The following is a 15,435-nucleotide window of genomic DNA, read 5'->3' on the forward strand; positions in this document are numbered from 1 at the left end:
TTAGCTCAAAAAGAGCAAATAAGAATTGCCGCGTGCCGCTCTACGTCTTGTACTTAAGCTGTAGTTGGCGAATGGGCTGCGCGCCAGCATCGCATAGCTAAAGTCGTGTTTGAAATAAAACTGTCATGAAATCAGTTTTTTGCAGATGAAAAAAAGGGGCTCGAAAGCCCCTTTTCAGCAGCGGGTCGGTGTTATTGACCCGGAATATCCTTGCGCAGTTTCACTGGATCCTGCTGTTTCTTCTTTTTCGCGATAGCGGTGCGCATCTTGATATTGATCGCTTCCACCGCCAGCGAGAACGCCATGGCGAAGTAGACGTAGCCTTTTGGCACGTGCACGTCGAAGGATTCGGCAATCAGCACCGTACCCACCACCAGCAGGAACGACAGCGCGAGCATCTTCAGCGACGGGTGCTTGTCGATGAACTCGCTGATGGTGCCGGCAGCCAGCATCATCACCAGAACGGCCACCACGATCGCCGCCACCATCACCGGCACGTGAGAAACCATGCCGACCGCAGTGATCACCGAGTCCAGCGAGAACACGATGTCGATGATGGCGATCTGAATGATGGTGTAGATGAACTTGCCGCCGGCGCCTTTCGGCTCATCGTGGGTTTCGTCTTCGCCTTCCAGCGCGTGGTACATCTCCTGGGAGCTTTTCCACAGCAGGAACAGGCCACCGAAGAACAGGATCAGGTCGCGGCCGGAAATGCCTTGGCCGAAGACCACGAACAGGTCGGCGGTCAGTTGCATGACCCAGGTGATCGACAGCAGCAACAGGATTCGCGTGACCATGGCCAGGGCCAGGCCGAAGATCCGGGTGCGCGCCTGCATATGCTTGGGCATGCGGCTGACCAGGATCGAAATCATGATGATGTTATCGATGCCCAGGACGATCTCGAGGGCCGTCAGGGTGAAGAAGGCAATCCAGATTTCCGGATTGGTCAGCCATTCCATGTGTATTCCTTTGAGCAAATGTTAAACCGCGCAAGCTGCAGCGCCGCGCGGGTGAGTGGGTACGATTATAGAGTGCTGAACAGCGGAAAAATCCCCATCAGCAAAGCGGCGAACATTATGCACAGGCACACCAGCACTGCCCACTTGAGGGTAAAGCGTTGGTGATCGCCAAATTCGATACCGGCCAGGGCTACCAGCAGGTAGGTCGAAGGGACCAGCGGGCTGAGCAAATGCACGGGTTGGCCGACGATAGACGCGCGGGCCATCTCCACGGCGGTGATGCCATAGTGGCTGGCGGCTTCGGCGAGTACCGGCAGTACGCCGTAGTAAAACGCGTCGTTGGACATGAAGAAAGTAAACGGCATGCTCACCAGCGCGGTGATCACCGCCAGGTAAGGGCCCATGGCTTCAGGGATGACCGCCAGCAGGCTTTTGGACATGGCGTCGACCATGCCGGTGCCCGACAGGATGCCGGTGAAAATACCGGCGGCGAAGATCAGCCCCACCACCGCCAGTACGCTGCCTGCGTGGGCAGCGACGCGGTCTTTCTGTTGTTGCAGGCACGGGTAGTTGACGATCATCGCGATGCTGAACGCCACCATGAACAGCACTGGCAGCGGCAACAAGCCGGCGATCAGGGTGCACATCAGGGCAAAGGTCAGGGCGCCGTTGAACCAGATCAGCTTCGGACGACGAGCATCCGGGAACTGCGACACGCTGATCTCGCTGTGGTCGATCTCGTCACCCTGCAGGTGCAGTTCGCCCAGGCGCGCGCGTTCGCGTTTGCCGTACATATAAGCAATCGCCAGGATTGCTACGACGCCGGCGGCCATGGCCGGGATCATCGGTACGAAAATATCCGAAGGGTCTACGTGCAGCGCACTGGCGGCGCGGGCGGTCGGGCCGCCCCATGGCGTCATGTTCATTACGCCACCGGCGAGGATGATCAGGCCGGCCATGATCCGTGGGCTCATGCCGATGCGCTGGTACAGCGGCAGCATGGCGGCGACGCAGATCATGTAGGTGGTAGCGCCGTCACCGTCGAGAGACACCACCAGTGCCAGCACGGCGGTACCGACCGACACTTTCAGCGGGTCGCCCTTGACCATCTTGAGGATCTTGCGCACGGCCGGGTCGAACAGGCCGGAGTCGATCATCAGGGCAAAGTAGAGAATGGCGAACATCAGCATCACGCCGGTCGGCGCAAGCTTGGTGATGCCCGCAAGCATCATCGGCCCGATCTCGGGTGCAAAGCCACCAAACAGGGCGAACAGGATGGGCACGATGATCAAGGCAATCAGCGCGGAAAGGCGCTTGGTCATGATCAGGAACATGAACGTGATGACCATGGCAAAGCCAAGGAAAGTCAGCATAGAAATACTCCAGGCGTAGCGCGGCTAGGGAATGGCGAACCGGTTTGGGGTCAGCGCAGTACGAAAGGCACGTGGCGTACGGGTGGAGTTGGAGCGAAAGGGCAAGGACGAGCGGACATCGGGAATCACCATTGTTGTTGTTAACAGCCGGTCTGTTGCCGACAGTGGGGGCGATCCTAGACGTGGAAGCTTTCAGCCAGCTTTCGCTGTGTAATCAGGTGATGAGAGGTTTTTCTGTTTCTTCTGTAGGGCGAGTCAGCTTGTGTGGGGCGAATTATGGAAGCTCAAGGCCGCCCGCCGCTTTGTGCAGCGCCCGCAGGTGCTCGCCCACCTGTTTGAGATTGGCTTCACACGCGGCAATTTCGGCGGCGCGGGAAGGCTCGAGCAGCACCCTCACCTCTTTGTCCAGATCGCCGGTCAAGGATTGCAGCTGCTTCTGGCGCTCGGCGCTTTCCGATTCCAGGCGTTTGGATTCCGAAGGTTGCGGTAGGCCGTAGCCACTACTGCCCAGTAGTTCCGCCGGGCGGCTGAGGAAACCGCTGTTGGCGAGGATCTGTTGCAGTGTGTTGTTGGCTTTTTCCATGCCGCCGTTTTTCAGCTCGCGGGCACCGAGGTAGCGTTGTTTGACTTCATCCTGGGCCAGCATCAGCTGTTTGCGATAGCTGGCCTGTTCCAGCAGCAACAGCGCGGCGCTGGTGCGCAGGTCGGCCTGGCTGAACCATTGGCGGCGTTCTTGTGCGCTGAGCGACAGCCAGTCTTCGACCTCGGTCTGCTTGATCGGCAAGTGTTTGCGCAGGACATCGAACATCGCCTGGTAACGCTCGCGGAACGAGTCGAAGTGATAACCCCGGCGCAATGCCTCGCGTTTATCCTCGAGGACGCTGGTGTCGGCCAGGCCGCGTGCACTGAGCACTTCCAGCAGACCGTTGGGGGTGATGTTGTCCAGCCCGGTCAGCTGTGGGTTGGCGCTGCCACTGCGCAGGAGTTTCAGGCTTTCGACCGCGCAGTTGTTGGAGATGAAGAAGTAGTTGCCGTCGTAGCTCCAATGCATTTCGGCGGCATGCTCGACGGTGTCGTTGATCTCTTGGCGGGTGAGTTTCAGCGGTACGGAGGCCAGCCCGCGCAGCTCGGTCTTGGTGTATTCGTCGATGACTTGGGCCAGTGGCAGCACGAACAGGCGTGACGGGTATTTGCCCACCAGGCCATCCCAGCTCGACAGCTGTACGTCACCGACAAAGGCGCGGTAGGACAGGACCAGGTGTTGGTCCAGGTCCAGGCGGCAATCCGGGCCGCGCGGGCGACCGGGCGCGCAGATCACCAGGCGCAACATGCTATGGCCCCAGCGGCTGACCAGGTTCTGGTTGGCTTCGGCCAGCAGGTAGTCGATTTCGTACACGCGCTCCGGATCAATCTGGCCCAGAGGCGTCTTGGCGAAATCGTTGCCTGCGTTCAGGAATGCGTAGGTTTTGGCGCAGGTGTCTTGTTCGGGCGGCGCCCAGCCGAAGTGTTCCTTGTAGTAGCGAAACAGCGCGGGGCGGCGGCAGGCGTAGCTCGGGTCGAGGAGGAAGTACTCCATGTTGACTGCCACGAACTCCAGCGGGCTGGTGGTTTCGTAGATGTCCGGGCTACGGGCAACCTGGTGGTTGTGTTGTTCACGTTCGCCGCGACGGCCCACGTATTGCGGCCAGCCGGCGAGGTCCAGCAGGCGCGGGTCGTCACTCAAGGTAAAGCGGCGATCATTCTGGCCACGGCATTGATCGGGCAGGCCGATCAGGCCGGTGATGTTGTTTTGGCGGCTGCAGCGCTGGATGAGCGTGCGGTCGTCTTTGGACCACAGGCGCGCACGGTCATAGATGTGGGTCAGCTCATGCAGCACGGTGGCGAGCATTTCGCGGCGCACAGTGCCGTGTGGGCGATTGGTTTTTTGGGTGGCGGCGCTGCCGTCGGTCAGGCTGGCGAGCAGGTTCTGATTCAGATCAAGCTTAGACACCAGTGAGGCCTGACCATAGGCGTTTTCAGGCATTTTGTCGGTCCAGCCGACATCGATACGTCGGTCCAGTTGCTCGACAAAGCGCGGCGGCAAAGCGCGCATCGCTTCATCAAGCAATGCCTGGCTGGCCTGCTGTTCTGCCGGGCTCAAGCCATCGGTCTTGAGCCGCAGTTGCAGGCTGGCCTGGGCTGCGCCTGCACAGAGCAGAACAGTCCCGGCCAATAGCCAGGCGACCAGGCGCCTCACAGAGCGAGGATGGCTTCGGCGAGCGTCTGGTCACTGGCATCGCGAGCTTCCGGCACGCGGGTTCGCAGGGTGTCGAAGGCGGCTTCCAATTGGGCGCCACGGATCTCGCCATTGGTGGCGACGAAACTGGCGGCATCGTCGTGGGCTTCGCGCACAACTTTGGAGTCGCGTATGGAGGTGGTGGTGTCCGAGGTGAAGTCAATCGTGCGGGCCGAGGCACGTACGACGATGTTACTGGTGGCCTTCAAGGTTTGCGCGTGGGCAACATCGGCCAACAACAGCAGGCCGAGAGCGGCGGCGATCAGCGGGCTACGCATGAAATAACTCCAAAATACAAAGATGATTATTGGACGAGAATTGCTTGCGCCAGTTCAAGGTCGCTTGCATGAAGTTTTGGCTGGGTGCGGCGCAGATAATCCAGCGCGGATTCCAGACGAGCGCCCCGCCATTGGCCGTCAGTGGCGATAAAAGCGGCAGCGTCATCCTGGGCGGCCATTACCAACTTTCTGTCAAAGGGCGCTGACGTCACCTTGCTGGTGGCGTACGCACTGATGACGGTGCTCTGGGTGGACACATCAAAGGCCGAAGCCAAGGGTGACCAGCAGACGGAAAATAATACGGGAACGATCAACAGGCGGTATGAAAAAACCATAAGACTCGACAACTGAAAGCGAGCGCCAAGGCTAGCGCAACGCCCGGGCGAGAGCCAGCGCTGACACATGAGGTAGCAGCTGGCGCCCTTCTCTGTCGATCTGCGTCAGATAGCCAGGATCGCTTGAGCGAGCTGCGTGTCACTCGCCGCATTCAGTTGGGGGGCCTGTTGGCGGATCTGGGCCAAGGCGCTTTCCAGCTTCACGCCACGGATGGCGCCTTCGCTGGCCACAAAGCTGGCGGCGTCATCGCGAGCGGCCTGGACGACCTTGTTGTCACGCAGGGAGGACGTGGCATCCGAGCTGGCATCGGAGGTGGCTTTCAGCGCGCCGACGATCGAATCGGTGGTCACGATAAGGCTGCTTGCGTTGGCATTGGCAGCCACGGCCAACAGGGCTGCAGCACTCAGCAGGCGAAGACGGGACATGGAATGACTCCTGTAGATGAACAAATAAAGCGGCGCAAAGCGGCCACTGTGAAACCGACGTTGTTGCAATTGAGCATCAGACGTCGGTTCTACAAGGTTCGCCACGTGATGACGCGATCTTAAGCTGCCGTTTATCTATTCGGAAAGCCCCACCGTTTTAGTCGCGCCAGAACGGTTTGGACAGCTCGGCGATTCGGTCGCCCTGGCTGATGCCAGCGTCGGACAGCTCGCGAGCGTCGAGTTGTGCCAGTTGTTGGCGCTCATGGGCCTGTTTCGCCCATCGAGCCAGGGCACTGGCGGTGCGAATAATCAGTTGTTTACTGGACGAGGCTCGCATGGGGATGGCCTTTCATGAGGTAGTGGAACTCCATGTTGGGCGTGTCTCTGACACCAATACAGATACACCAATTCTAAATTGTACTGATTAACTGTAGTGTTTTTTAAACTGTACTGGTTACAAAGCAGCTCATCTGTTTGCGATCTAAAAAGCTGAATCCCAGAAACAGCAAAGCCCGCCTCCGGTTACCCGGGGCGGGCTTTGCTTTGACAAATCTGGATGCTGGCGGTGGACCCGGCGGGTCAGGGCCAGCGGGCGCCAATTAGCGCCAGAACGGCTTGCTCAGCTCTTCGTAGCGTTGAGCTTCGCTGATACCGGCGTCAGCCAGCAGACGCGAATCCAGACGAGCCAGTTGATGACGGCTGGAGATGCGGCGCTGCCACAACATCAGGTTGGCGAGAACGCGCAAAGGCAGGGAAGCCTGGGTGTTTACAGCTTTTTCTTCGAAGAACAGATCGGAACTGAGTGTACGTTCCATGATGACATCCTTCCGCTTGTGGCGGGATTAGGTAGTGGTTTAACTGATGCCAATGATCCTCTTCCGACGCAAGACTCTGTAGATACAGTTCACCTGTATTGTGAAGGGCCAGTTAACTGTTTATACCCGCTGTACTGTACGGAAATGGGGCAACTGTACCTGTCTGCACTTAAACAGTGCGAAATTGGCAATTTCGATGATGTATGTAGGAATATACGGCGGGAAATGACCGGTACAGCAGTACAGTTTTTTGCAGATCTGATTCTGATGCATTCGAGCTGATGCAACTGTATGAGCATCAGCTCGAATCTGTATCAATCACGCCTTGAGCATGTGCCCGGTTTCTTCCAGGTTAATGTGCCAACTCAGTGCCTCGCGCAGGATATGCGGGGTATGCCCGCCGATAGCACAGGCAGCATTGAAGTAGCTGTTCAGCGCATCGCGGTAGGCCGGATGCACACAGTTGTCGATGATCACCCTAGCCCGTTCCCGTGGCGCCAGACCGCGCAAGTCGGCAAGGCCCACTTCGGTGACCAGAATGTCGACATCATGCTCAGTGTGGTCCACATGGCTGACCATCGGCACGACGCTGGAAATGGCGCCGCCCTTGGCGATCGACTTGGTCACGAAGATGGCCAGGTGCGCATTGCGCGCGAAGTCCCCGGAGCCGCCAATACCGTTCATCATCCGCGTGCCACACACATGGGTGGAATTGACGTTGCCGTAGATGTCGAATTCCAGCGCGGTATTGATGCCGATAATACCCAGGCGCCGCACCACCTCAGGGTGGTTGGAGATTTCCTGTGGGCGCAGCACCAGCTTGTCCTTGTAGTGCTCCAGGTTGCCGAACACGTCGGCGTTGCGCCGTTCCGACAAGGTAATCGAGCTGCCGGAGGCGAAACTCAGCTTGCCCGCATCGATCAGGTCGAAGGTCGAATCCTGCAGGACTTCCGAATACATCGTCAGGTCTTCGAACGGCGATTCGATCAAACCGCACATCACGGCGTTGGCGATGTTGCCAATCCCGGCCTGCAGCGGGCCGAGCTTGTTGGTCATGCGACCGGCGTCCACTTCCTGCTTGAGGAAATTGATCAGGTGATTGGCGATGCCTTGGGTATCGGCGTCCGGCGGCGTCACAGTGGATGCGGAATCAGACTGGTTGGTGATTACGATGGCGACAATCTTTTCCGGCGGGATCGGAATTGCGGTGCTACCGATGCGGTCGTCGACCTTGACCAGCGGGATCGGCGTGCGCGTCGGCCGGTAGGTGGGAATATAGATGTCGTGCAACCCTTCCAGGTTCGGGTTGTGCGCCAGGTTGATCTCAACGATCACGTGCTTGGCGAAAATCGCAAAGCTGGCCGAGTTACCCACAGAGGTGGTCGGCACAATATGGCCTTGCTCGGTGATCGCGACGGCTTCGATCACGGCAATATCCGGCAGCTTGAGCTGGTTGTTGCGCAGTTGTTCGACGGTTTCGGACAAATGCTGGTCGATGAACATCACCTCACCGGCGTTAATCGCCTTGCGCAGGGTGCTGTCGACCTGAAATGGCATGCGTCGGGACAGCACACCGGCTTCTGTCAGTTGCTTGTCCAGGTCATTGCCCAGGCTGGCGCCGGTCATCAAGGTGATTTTCAGCGGCGAAGTCTTGGCGCGTTCGGCCAGGGCGTGAGGGACGGCCTTGGCTTCACCGGCGCGGGTGAAGCCGCTCATGCCGACGGTCATGCCGTCCTCGATCAGTGCGGCGGCGTCTGCCGCGCTCATGACCTTGTTCAACAACGAAGGCAAGCGGATACGATCACGGTACATGAATTCTTATCTCAGGCTACGGAAGCAAGGTGGGCAGTGTAGTGATTTCAAAAAATTTCGGCCCGCTACCATGGTCGAATGCCAGGCGGCGATTTAGAGCCTTTGGTCGGTTTTAATCCAGCAATAAAAAACCCCAGCCTACTGCGGGCCAGGGTTTCGGGTATTGCGCTGGCGCAGTGTTATTCGACGGCTTTGACCATGTCTTCGATGACCTTCTTGGCGTCACCGAAAACCATCATGGTCTTGTCCAGATAGAACAACTCGTTGTCCAGGCCCGCATAGCCGCTGGCCATCGAGCGCTTGTTGACGATGATGGTCTTGGCCTTGAACGCCTCAAGGATCGGCATGCCGGCGATCGGCGAATTAGGGTCGTTCTTGGCGGCCGGGTTGACCACGTCGTTCGCGCCCAGCACCAGCACCACGTCGGCCTGGCCGAACTCGGAGTTGATGTCTTCCATCTCGAACACCTGGTCATAAGGCACTTCGGCCTCGGCCAGCAGCACGTTCATATGGCCAGGCATACGGCCCGCCACCGGGTGGATCGCATACTTCACGGTCACGCCGCGGTGGGTCAGCTTCTCGGTCAGCTCTTTAAGCGCATGTTGCGCACGTGCCACCGCCAAGCCATAGCCCGGCACGATGATTACGGTGTCGGCGTTGGTCAGCAGGAAAGTGGCGTCGTCGGCAGAGCCGGATTTGACCGGGCGCGCTTCTTTCGAGCCCGCAGGGCCCGCCGCATCGGCTGTGTTGCCAAAGCCGCCGAGCAGTACATTAAAGAACGAGCGATTCATCGCCTTGCACATGATGTACGACAGGATCGCGCCGCTGGAACCCACCAGCGAGCCGGCGATGATCAGCATCGAGTTGTTCAGCGAGAAGCCGATACCCGCCGCTGCCCAGCCGGAGTAGCTGTTGAGCATCGACACGACGACCGGCATGTCGGCGCCGCCAATCGGGATGATGATCAGCACGCCAAGCACGAACGCCAGGGCCAGCATCAATGCGAAGGCGCTGAGGTTGCCAGTGAACATGAACGCCAGGCCCAGACCCAGGGTTGCAAGGCCCAGCACCAGGTTCAGCTTGTGCTGGCCGCCGAACTGTACCGGTGCGCCCTGAAACAGGCGGAACTTGTACTTGCCCGACAGCTTGCCGAACGCGATCACCGAACCGGAGAAGGTGATGGCACCGATGGCCGCGCCGAGGAACAGTTCCAGGCGGTTACCGGCAGGGATCGAGTCGCCCAAGTGTTTGACGATGCCCAGGGATTGCGGCTCGACCACGGCGGCAATGGCGATAAACACCGCGGCCAGGCCGATCATGCTGTGCATGAATGCCACCAGCTCAGGCATCTTGGTCATTTCTACGCGCTTGGCCATGATTGAACCGGCGGTGCCGCCGATCAACAGGCCGACAATCACGTAACCAATGCCAGCAGTGGCCAGCTCAGCGCCCAGCTTATAGATCAGGCCCACGGTGGTAAGCACCGCCAGCGCCATGCCGAGCATGCCGAACAGGTTGCCGCGTCGCGACGTGGTGGGGTGTGACAAGCCTTTGAGGGCCTGGATAAAGCAGATCGACGCGATCAGGTAGAGCGTCGTTACAAGATTCATGCTCATTACTTTGGCGCCTCTTCTTTTACTTTCGGGGCTTTTTTCTTGAACATCTCGAGCATCCTGCGCGTTACCAGGAAGCCGCCGAACACGTTGACTGCCGCCAGAGCCACGGCCAGAGTGCCCATGGTCTTGCCCAAGGGGGTAACGGTAAGGGCCGCCGCCAGCATGGCGCCGACGATCACAATCGCCGAGATCGCGTTGGTCACGGCCATCAATGGCGTGTGCAGCGCGGGTGTGACGTTCCAAACCACGTGGTAACCGACGTAAATCGCCAGCACAAAGATGATCAGGTTGTAGATACCGGGGGAGATAAGCTCTTCCATCGTCTGAATCCCTGCTTAGGCGTTTTTACGGATGACTTGGCCGTCGCGGCACATCAGGCACGCGGCGACGATGTCGTCTTCGAGGTTGATTTCAAACTGCCCTTCCTTGGTGAAGACCAGCTTCAGGAAGTCCAGCAGGTTGCGCGCATACAGAGCAGAAGCATCAGCAGCGACTGCGCCGGCCAGGTTGGTCGGGCCGCAGATGGTCACGCCGTTTTCCACGATCACCTGATCGGCGACCGTCAGCGGGCAGTTACCGCCCTGGGCGGCGGCGAGGTCGATGACCACAGAGCCGGGTTTCATTTGTGCGACGGTTTCAGCACTCAACAGCGTCGGTGCCTTGCGGCCCGGGATCAGCGCGGTGGTGATAACAATGTCGGCTTGCTTGGCGCGTTCGTGTACGGCCAGGGCCTGGCGTTGCATCCAGCTGGAAGGCATGGGGCGCGCATAACCGCCGACGCCGACGGCGCATTCGCGTTCTTCGTCGGTTTCGTAGGGCACGTCGACGAACTTGGCACCCAGGGATTCGATCTGCTCTTTTACTGCCGGGCGCACGTCGGACGCTTCGATCACTGCACCCAGGCGTTTCGCCGTGGCAATGGCCTGCAAGCCTGCAACGCCGGCGCCGAGGATCAGCACGCGCGCGGCTTTGACGGTGCCGGCGGCAGTCATCAGCATTGGCATGAAGCGTGGGTAGTGATGGGCTGCCAGCAATACCGCTTTATAGCCGGCGATGTTCGCTTGCGATGACAGCACGTCAAGGCTCTGGGCCCGCGAGGTGCGCGGTGCAGCTTCAAGGGCGAAGGCCGTAATGCCGCGCTCGGCAAGCTTGGCGATGGTTTCGTTGCTGAACGGGTTGAGCATGCCCACCAACACGGTGCCGCTTTTGATCAGCGCCAGTTCGCTGTCGCTGGGGGCAACCACCTTGAGAATCAGCTCGGCACCCAACGCATCCTCGGCACTGCCAATGGTTGCGCCTGCGGTTTCATAGGCGCTGTCCACGACACTGGCTTTAATGCCTGCACCGCTTTGAACAGTGACCTTATGGCCCTGGCCGATCAGCTTCTTGATGGTTTCCGGGGTGGCAGCCACCCGCGTTTCACCGGTCTGGGTTTCGAGAGGAACACCAATGTGCACGTCAAATCTCCTGCATGATCTTTTTGCTTTTGATCTTTTTGTAAAAAGGCCAGTGCACCGCGAGTGGCGCAACTGGGGCGGCCGATCAGCACGATCCCGCCGAAATGACAGCGGGGCGCGGCATTTTGCAGGCGAACTTTACGGCCATCAAGGGATTATGACGGGTGACGAAAAATTAACTACAAGTCACCCTGTGACTGATTGTCGCAATGCACCCTAATAACCGTTTTAAATACAGGTGTTTAGAGGGGTTCAGGCTTTTTTGAGGCTTTTTCCAATCGTCGCTGTGAATGGGCGGGCATTGGCCGCATATGGTCGCTGCAAGCCATGTGGATCATAGCTTTGAGCTTGATTTCTGGCTGGCAAGTACAGTCTGTGTAAATGCGACATATCCGTACATCTGTAGGATTTAGAATATCTTGACTACAGGGTCAGTAACTAGCGTAGGGCCTTTAAACATTGGGGCTATAACGCTGTGATTGATCAATTAACCAGTCTCTGAAGGCGCGCAGTGAGGCGGATTCGACTTTTCGTTCGGGAATCATCAGGTAATACGCCTTCGAACTGCTGAGGGCTTCGGGGCTTGCGATCACTAATTGCTTCTCCTCAAGCTCGCGCTGGATAAGGAATGGCGGAATCAGCGCAATGCCCATGTCATGCATGGCGGCTTGAGACAACATCGAGAATAGCTCGTAACGAGGGCCTGTCATGTCACGGGGTATGTTCAGTTGTTGCGCGTTGAACCATTGGCGCCAGGCGTATGGCCGAGTGGTTTGCTGCAGTAGCGGCAATTGCGCGATCTGCTGAGGGCTGAAGTGGTCACGGTCACCCAACAAGCGCGGGCTGCACACCGGCAGCGGATTTTCCCCCATCAGACGGTGGGACTCGGTGCCGGACCAGTCGGCATCGCCGAAGTAGATCGCAGCATCGAATTCGGTATCGGCAAATAGAAAGGGGCGCGTCCGGTTGGTGAGATTGACGGTCACCTCTGGGTGCTGTCGTTGAAAATCTTTGAGGCGAGGGATCAACCATTGGGTGCCGAAGGTTGGCACCACGGCCAATTCAATGACGTTGGCGCCCTGCTGTCCCATTACTGACAAGGTGTCGCGCTCTACGGCGTCCAGTTGCATGGCGACGCGCCGGCTATAGGACAGGCCCGCTTCCGTCAGTTTTACCCCGCGCCTTGAGCGCCGAAATAGCTCGACACTCAAAAACTCTTCAAGGCTGGCGATCTGTCGACAGATGGCGCCTTGGGTGATGGAAAGCTCGTGCGCCGCCTTGGTAAAGCTCTCGTGGCGGGCCGCAGCCTCAAAGCTGACCAGAGCAGTCGTGCTGGGAATTTTTCTGCGCATGTACGGAGTACTCACTTATAAAGCGCGTCTGCGCCCTTCTCAGTCGTTTCGGAGTGAGAAATTAGCACAACCCTATGCAGAAACCTCGTTTGCCCTCTGCGTCTGCCCAGCCTAGGCTGCATCCACGACTTCTGATTTTTTCCGCGAGGGCTTATTCATGGCTGGTAAGGCAAGCTTCAACTGGATCGATCCGCTGCTGCTGGATCAACAGCTCACCGAAGAAGAGCGCATGGTGCGTGACAGTGCTGAGCAGTTCGCCCAGGACAAGCTGGCGCCGCGTGTGCTCGAAGCCTTCCGCCATGAAAAGACCGACCCGGCGATCTTTCGCGAGATGGGCGAAACCGGCCTGCTCGGCGCGATGATCCCTGAGCAGTACGGTGGCAGTGGCTTGAATTACGTCAGTTATGGGCTGATCGCCCGTGAGGTCGAGCGTGTCGACTCTGGCTATCGCTCGATGATGAGTGTGCAGTCGTCACTGGTCATGGTGCCCATCAACGAATTTGGTACCGAGGCGCAGAAGCAGAAGTACCTGCCGAAGTTGGCATCCGGGGAATGGATCGGCTGCTTCGGCCTGACCGAGCCTAACCATGGTTCTGACCCGGGCGCGATGATTACGCGGGCGCGCAAGGTAGACGGCGGCTACAGCCTGACTGGCGCCAAGATGTGGATCACCAATAGCCCGATCGCCGATGTGTTTGTGGTGTGGGGCAAGGATGATGCCGGGGATATCCGCGGTTTTGTCCTTGAGAAGGGCTGGAAAGGTCTGAGCGCTCCGGCGATTCACGGCAAGGTCGGCCTGCGGGCTTCCATTACCGGTGAAATTGTCATGGATAACGTCTTTGTGCCGGAAGAAAACATTTTCCCGGATGTGCGTGGTTTGAAAGGGCCTTTCACCTGCCTTAACTCGGCGCGCTACGGCATCTCCTGGGGCGCGCTGGGTGCCGCCGAGTTCTGCTGGCATACCGCTCGCCAGTACACGCTGGATCGTCATCAGTTCGGGCGTCCATTGGCGGCAACCCAATTGATCCAGAAGAAGCTCGCCGATATGCAGACCGAGATCACGCTGGCGCTGCAAGGGTGCCTGCGTCTGGGGCGCATGAAGGATGAAGGAACGGCGGCGGTTGAGATCACCTCGATCATGAAGCGCAACTCGTGCGGCAAGTCCCTGGACATCGCCCGTATGGCGCGTGACATGTTGGGTGGCAACGGTATTTCCGATGAGTTCGGGGTGGCGCGCCACTTGGTCAACCTGGAGGTGGTCAACACCTATGAAGGAACGCATGACGTGCATGCCTTGATTCTTGGGCGTGCGCAAACCGGTCTTCAGGCGTTCTATTAATAGGAGCACGGTATGGGCGCGCTTTCACATCTGCGGGTACTGGATTTATCGCGAGTGCTGGCGGGCCCCTGGTCCGGGCAGATCCTTGCGGACCTTGGGGCTGAAGTGATCAAGGTCGAGCGGCCTGGTAATGGCGACGACACGCGTGCATGGGGGCCGCCCTTTCTTAAGGATGCATTTGGCGAGAACACCAGTGAAGCGGCGTATTACTTGTCGGCCAACCGTAACAAGGAGTCGGTGACTATCGACTTCACGCGACCGGAGGGGCAGAAGCTGGTGCGTGACCTCGCGGCCAAGTCCGACATCCTGATCGAGAACTTCAAGGTGGGTGGTCTGGCGGCATATGGGCTGGACTATGAATCGCTGAAGGAGATCAATCCCGAGTTGATCTATTGCTCGATCACCGGCTTTGGTCAGACGGGGCCTTATGCGACACGCGCCGGTTATGACTTCATGATCCAGGGGCTGGGTGGCCTTATGAGCCTGACCGGTCGGCCAGAGGGTGATGAAGGGGCTGGGCCTGTGAAGGTGGGCGTGGCATTGACCGACATCCTGACCGGGCTCTACTCGACGGTGGCCATTCTGGCAGCGCTGGCCCATCGCGATCATGACGGTGGCGGGCAACTCATTGATATGGCGTTGCTGGATGTGCAGGTGGCGTGCCTGGCTAATCAGGCGATGAATTACCTCACGACGGGTGTTTCGCCAAAGCGTTTGGGCAATGCTCATCCCAATATCGTGCCTTATCAGGATTTTCCCACGGCTGATGGTGACTTCATCCTCACGGTGGGTAACGACGGGCAGTTTCGCAAGTTCGCTGAGGTGGCGGGGCAGCCTCAATGGGCAGAGGATCCGCGCTTTGCTACTAATAAGCTGCGGGTGGCTAATCGCGCGGAGCTGATTCCGTTGATTCGCCAGGCTACCGTCTTTAAGACCACCGCTGAGTGGGTATCGCAGCTGGAGCGAGTGGGTGTGCCGTGCGGGCCTATCAATGACTTGGCACAGGTGTTCGCCGACCCGCAGGTCAAGGCGCGGGGGTTGGCGATGGCATTGCCGCATGCGTTGGCGGGGATGGTGCCTCAGGTAGCGAGTCCGATAAGGCTTTCCAAGACGCCGGTGGAGTACCGTAGCGCGCCTCCTCTATTGGGAGAGCATACGGTTCAGGTGTTGCAAGGTGTGCTTGGGCTGGGGCCGGCGAGTGTGGCTGCTTTAAAGGAGGCGGGGGTTATATGAGCGCTCCCCTCTATATAGAGGGCGTGAAGGGCTCAATATCGGTTGTTTTTTAATCAATCCTAACTAATTGATAGAAAAGCAAAATTAAGGGTTGACGGCAGATTCTGGAAGTCTATAATTCGCCCCACTTCCGGCGCAGTCGAAACGGAAAACTCCTTGGTAAAC

Annotated in this window: 15 protein-coding genes; 2 read left to right on the forward strand and 13 right to left on the reverse strand. The window is 58.6% G+C overall.

The annotated features are described in order from the left end of the window. Positions 1-191: 191 nt before the first annotated feature. The 13 genes from FPT15_RS03545 to FPT15_RS03605 all read right to left on the reverse strand — a co-directional run bounded on the left by FPT15_RS03545 (position 192) and on the right by FPT15_RS03605 (position 12,698). Positions 192-959, reverse strand: coding sequence for a TerC family protein (locus tag FPT15_RS03545; protein ID WP_106576056.1), 768 nt, complete (start codon positions 957-959; stop codon positions 192-194). 65 nt (positions 960-1,024) lie between these two features. Next, entirely contained in the window at positions 1,025-2,332 is a 1,308-nt protein-coding gene (locus FPT15_RS03550; RefSeq protein ID WP_106576057.1) for a CitMHS family transporter, read from the reverse strand. 274 nt (positions 2,333-2,606) lie between these two features. Beyond that, the gene (locus FPT15_RS03555) at positions 2,607-4,568 is read right to left on the reverse strand and encodes a DUF4105 domain-containing protein (RefSeq protein WP_145158553.1); all 1,962 of its coding nucleotides are present in this window, start codon (positions 4,566-4,568) and stop codon (positions 2,607-2,609) included. Next, positions 4,565-4,885: a DUF2388 domain-containing protein gene (locus FPT15_RS03560; RefSeq protein WP_145158555.1), complete on the reverse strand. Its 321-nt coding sequence runs from the start codon at positions 4,883-4,885 to the stop codon at positions 4,565-4,567. The genes FPT15_RS03555 and FPT15_RS03560 overlap by 4 nt, the downstream gene beginning before the upstream one ends. A 26-nt stretch (positions 4,886-4,911) precedes the next feature. Next, positions 4,912-5,220, reverse strand: a complete 309-nt coding sequence (locus tag FPT15_RS03565) for a DUF2388 domain-containing protein (RefSeq protein WP_106576060.1) — start codon at positions 5,218-5,220, stop codon at positions 4,912-4,914. 105 nt (positions 5,221-5,325) lie between these two features. Further along, a complete protein-coding gene (locus tag FPT15_RS03570) occupies positions 5,326-5,646 on the reverse strand; it encodes a DUF2388 domain-containing protein (RefSeq protein ID WP_106576061.1) in 321 nt (106 codons plus the stop codon). A 157-nt stretch (positions 5,647-5,803) separates the two neighbouring features. Further along, positions 5,804-5,983 (reverse strand): DUF1127 domain-containing protein, encoded by a 180-nt coding sequence (locus FPT15_RS03575; RefSeq protein ID WP_145158557.1) that lies wholly within the window; start codon positions 5,981-5,983, stop codon positions 5,804-5,806. Between the two features lie 262 nt (positions 5,984-6,245). After that, positions 6,246-6,461: a DUF1127 domain-containing protein gene (locus FPT15_RS03580; RefSeq protein WP_003214752.1), complete on the reverse strand. Its 216-nt coding sequence runs from the start codon at positions 6,459-6,461 to the stop codon at positions 6,246-6,248. A gap of 318 nt (positions 6,462-6,779) precedes the next feature. Further along, complete coding sequence (locus FPT15_RS03585) at positions 6,780-8,273, reverse strand: acetyl-CoA hydrolase/transferase family protein (RefSeq protein WP_145158558.1); 1,494 nt, start codon at positions 8,271-8,273, stop codon at positions 6,780-6,782. Between the two features lie 179 nt (positions 8,274-8,452). Next, positions 8,453-9,889, reverse strand: coding sequence for an NAD(P)(+) transhydrogenase (Re/Si-specific) subunit beta (locus FPT15_RS03590; protein ID WP_119741358.1), 1,437 nt, complete (start codon positions 9,887-9,889; stop codon positions 8,453-8,455). Beyond that, positions 9,889-10,209, reverse strand: coding sequence for an NAD(P) transhydrogenase subunit alpha (locus FPT15_RS03595; RefSeq protein WP_003187417.1), 321 nt, complete (start codon positions 10,207-10,209; stop codon positions 9,889-9,891). The genes FPT15_RS03590 and FPT15_RS03595 overlap by 1 nt, the downstream gene beginning before the upstream one ends. Positions 10,210-10,224: 15 nt before the next feature. Then, on the reverse strand, positions 10,225-11,346 hold the full coding sequence (locus FPT15_RS03600; protein ID WP_119741360.1) for a Re/Si-specific NAD(P)(+) transhydrogenase subunit alpha: 1,122 nt from the start codon (positions 11,344-11,346) through the stop codon (positions 10,225-10,227). Positions 11,347-11,798: 452 nt separating this feature from the next. Continuing rightward, positions 11,799-12,698: a LysR family transcriptional regulator gene (locus FPT15_RS03605; RefSeq protein WP_145158560.1), complete on the reverse strand. Its 900-nt coding sequence runs from the start codon at positions 12,696-12,698 to the stop codon at positions 11,799-11,801. A gap of 157 nt (positions 12,699-12,855) precedes the next feature. Between FPT15_RS03605 and FPT15_RS03610 the strand changes: the two genes are divergently transcribed. Together FPT15_RS03610 and FPT15_RS03615 are read left to right on the forward strand one after the other, a co-directional pair. Next, positions 12,856-14,037 carry an acyl-CoA dehydrogenase gene (locus FPT15_RS03610; protein WP_053253703.1) on the forward strand — a complete coding sequence of 394 codons (1,182 nt, stop codon included), beginning with the start codon at positions 12,856-12,858 and terminating at the stop codon, positions 14,035-14,037. Positions 14,038-14,049: 12 nt separating this feature from the next. Then, positions 14,050-15,270: a CaiB/BaiF CoA-transferase family protein gene (locus tag FPT15_RS03615; RefSeq protein ID WP_145158562.1), complete on the forward strand. Its 1,221-nt coding sequence runs from the start codon at positions 14,050-14,052 to the stop codon at positions 15,268-15,270. Positions 15,271-15,435 lie beyond the last annotated feature (165 nt).

It is taken from the genome of Pseudomonas sp. RGB, from assembly GCF_007713445.1.
Lineage (GTDB): Bacteria > Pseudomonadota > Gammaproteobacteria > Pseudomonadales > Pseudomonadaceae > Aquipseudomonas.

Coding starts and splice junctions, on each gene's coding strand:
- FPT15_RS03595 (WP_003187417.1), bottom strand. CDS start 10,209: ATGGAAGAGCTTATCTCCCCCGGTATCTACAACCTGATCATCTTTGTG.
- FPT15_RS03610 (WP_053253703.1), top strand. CDS start 12,856: ATGGCTGGTAAGGCAAGCTTCAACTGGATCGATCCGCTGCTGCTGGAT.
- FPT15_RS03590 (WP_119741358.1), bottom strand. CDS start 9,889: ATGAGCATGAATCTTGTAACGACGCTCTACCTGATCGCGTCGATCTGC.
- FPT15_RS03615 (WP_145158562.1), top strand. CDS start 14,050: ATGGGCGCGCTTTCACATCTGCGGGTACTGGATTTATCGCGAGTGCTG.
- FPT15_RS03575 (WP_145158557.1), bottom strand. CDS start 5,983: ATGCGAGCCTCGTCCAGTAAACAACTGATTATTCGCACCGCCAGTGCC.
- FPT15_RS03605 (WP_145158560.1), bottom strand. CDS start 12,698: ATGCGCAGAAAAATTCCCAGCACGACTGCTCTGGTCAGCTTTGAGGCT.
- FPT15_RS03550 (WP_106576057.1), bottom strand. CDS start 2,332: ATGCTGACTTTCCTTGGCTTTGCCATGGTCATCACGTTCATGTTCCTG.
- FPT15_RS03545 (WP_106576056.1), bottom strand. CDS start 959: ATGGAATGGCTGACCAATCCGGAAATCTGGATTGCCTTCTTCACCCTG.
- FPT15_RS03570 (WP_106576061.1), bottom strand. CDS start 5,646: ATGTCCCGTCTTCGCCTGCTGAGTGCTGCAGCCCTGTTGGCCGTGGCT.
- FPT15_RS03565 (WP_106576060.1), bottom strand. CDS start 5,220: ATGGTTTTTTCATACCGCCTGTTGATCGTTCCCGTATTATTTTCCGTC.
- FPT15_RS03580 (WP_003214752.1), bottom strand. CDS start 6,461: ATGGAACGTACACTCAGTTCCGATCTGTTCTTCGAAGAAAAAGCTGTA.
- FPT15_RS03585 (WP_145158558.1), bottom strand. CDS start 8,273: ATGTACCGTGATCGTATCCGCTTGCCTTCGTTGTTGAACAAGGTCATG.
- FPT15_RS03560 (WP_145158555.1), bottom strand. CDS start 4,885: ATGCGTAGCCCGCTGATCGCCGCCGCTCTCGGCCTGCTGTTGTTGGCC.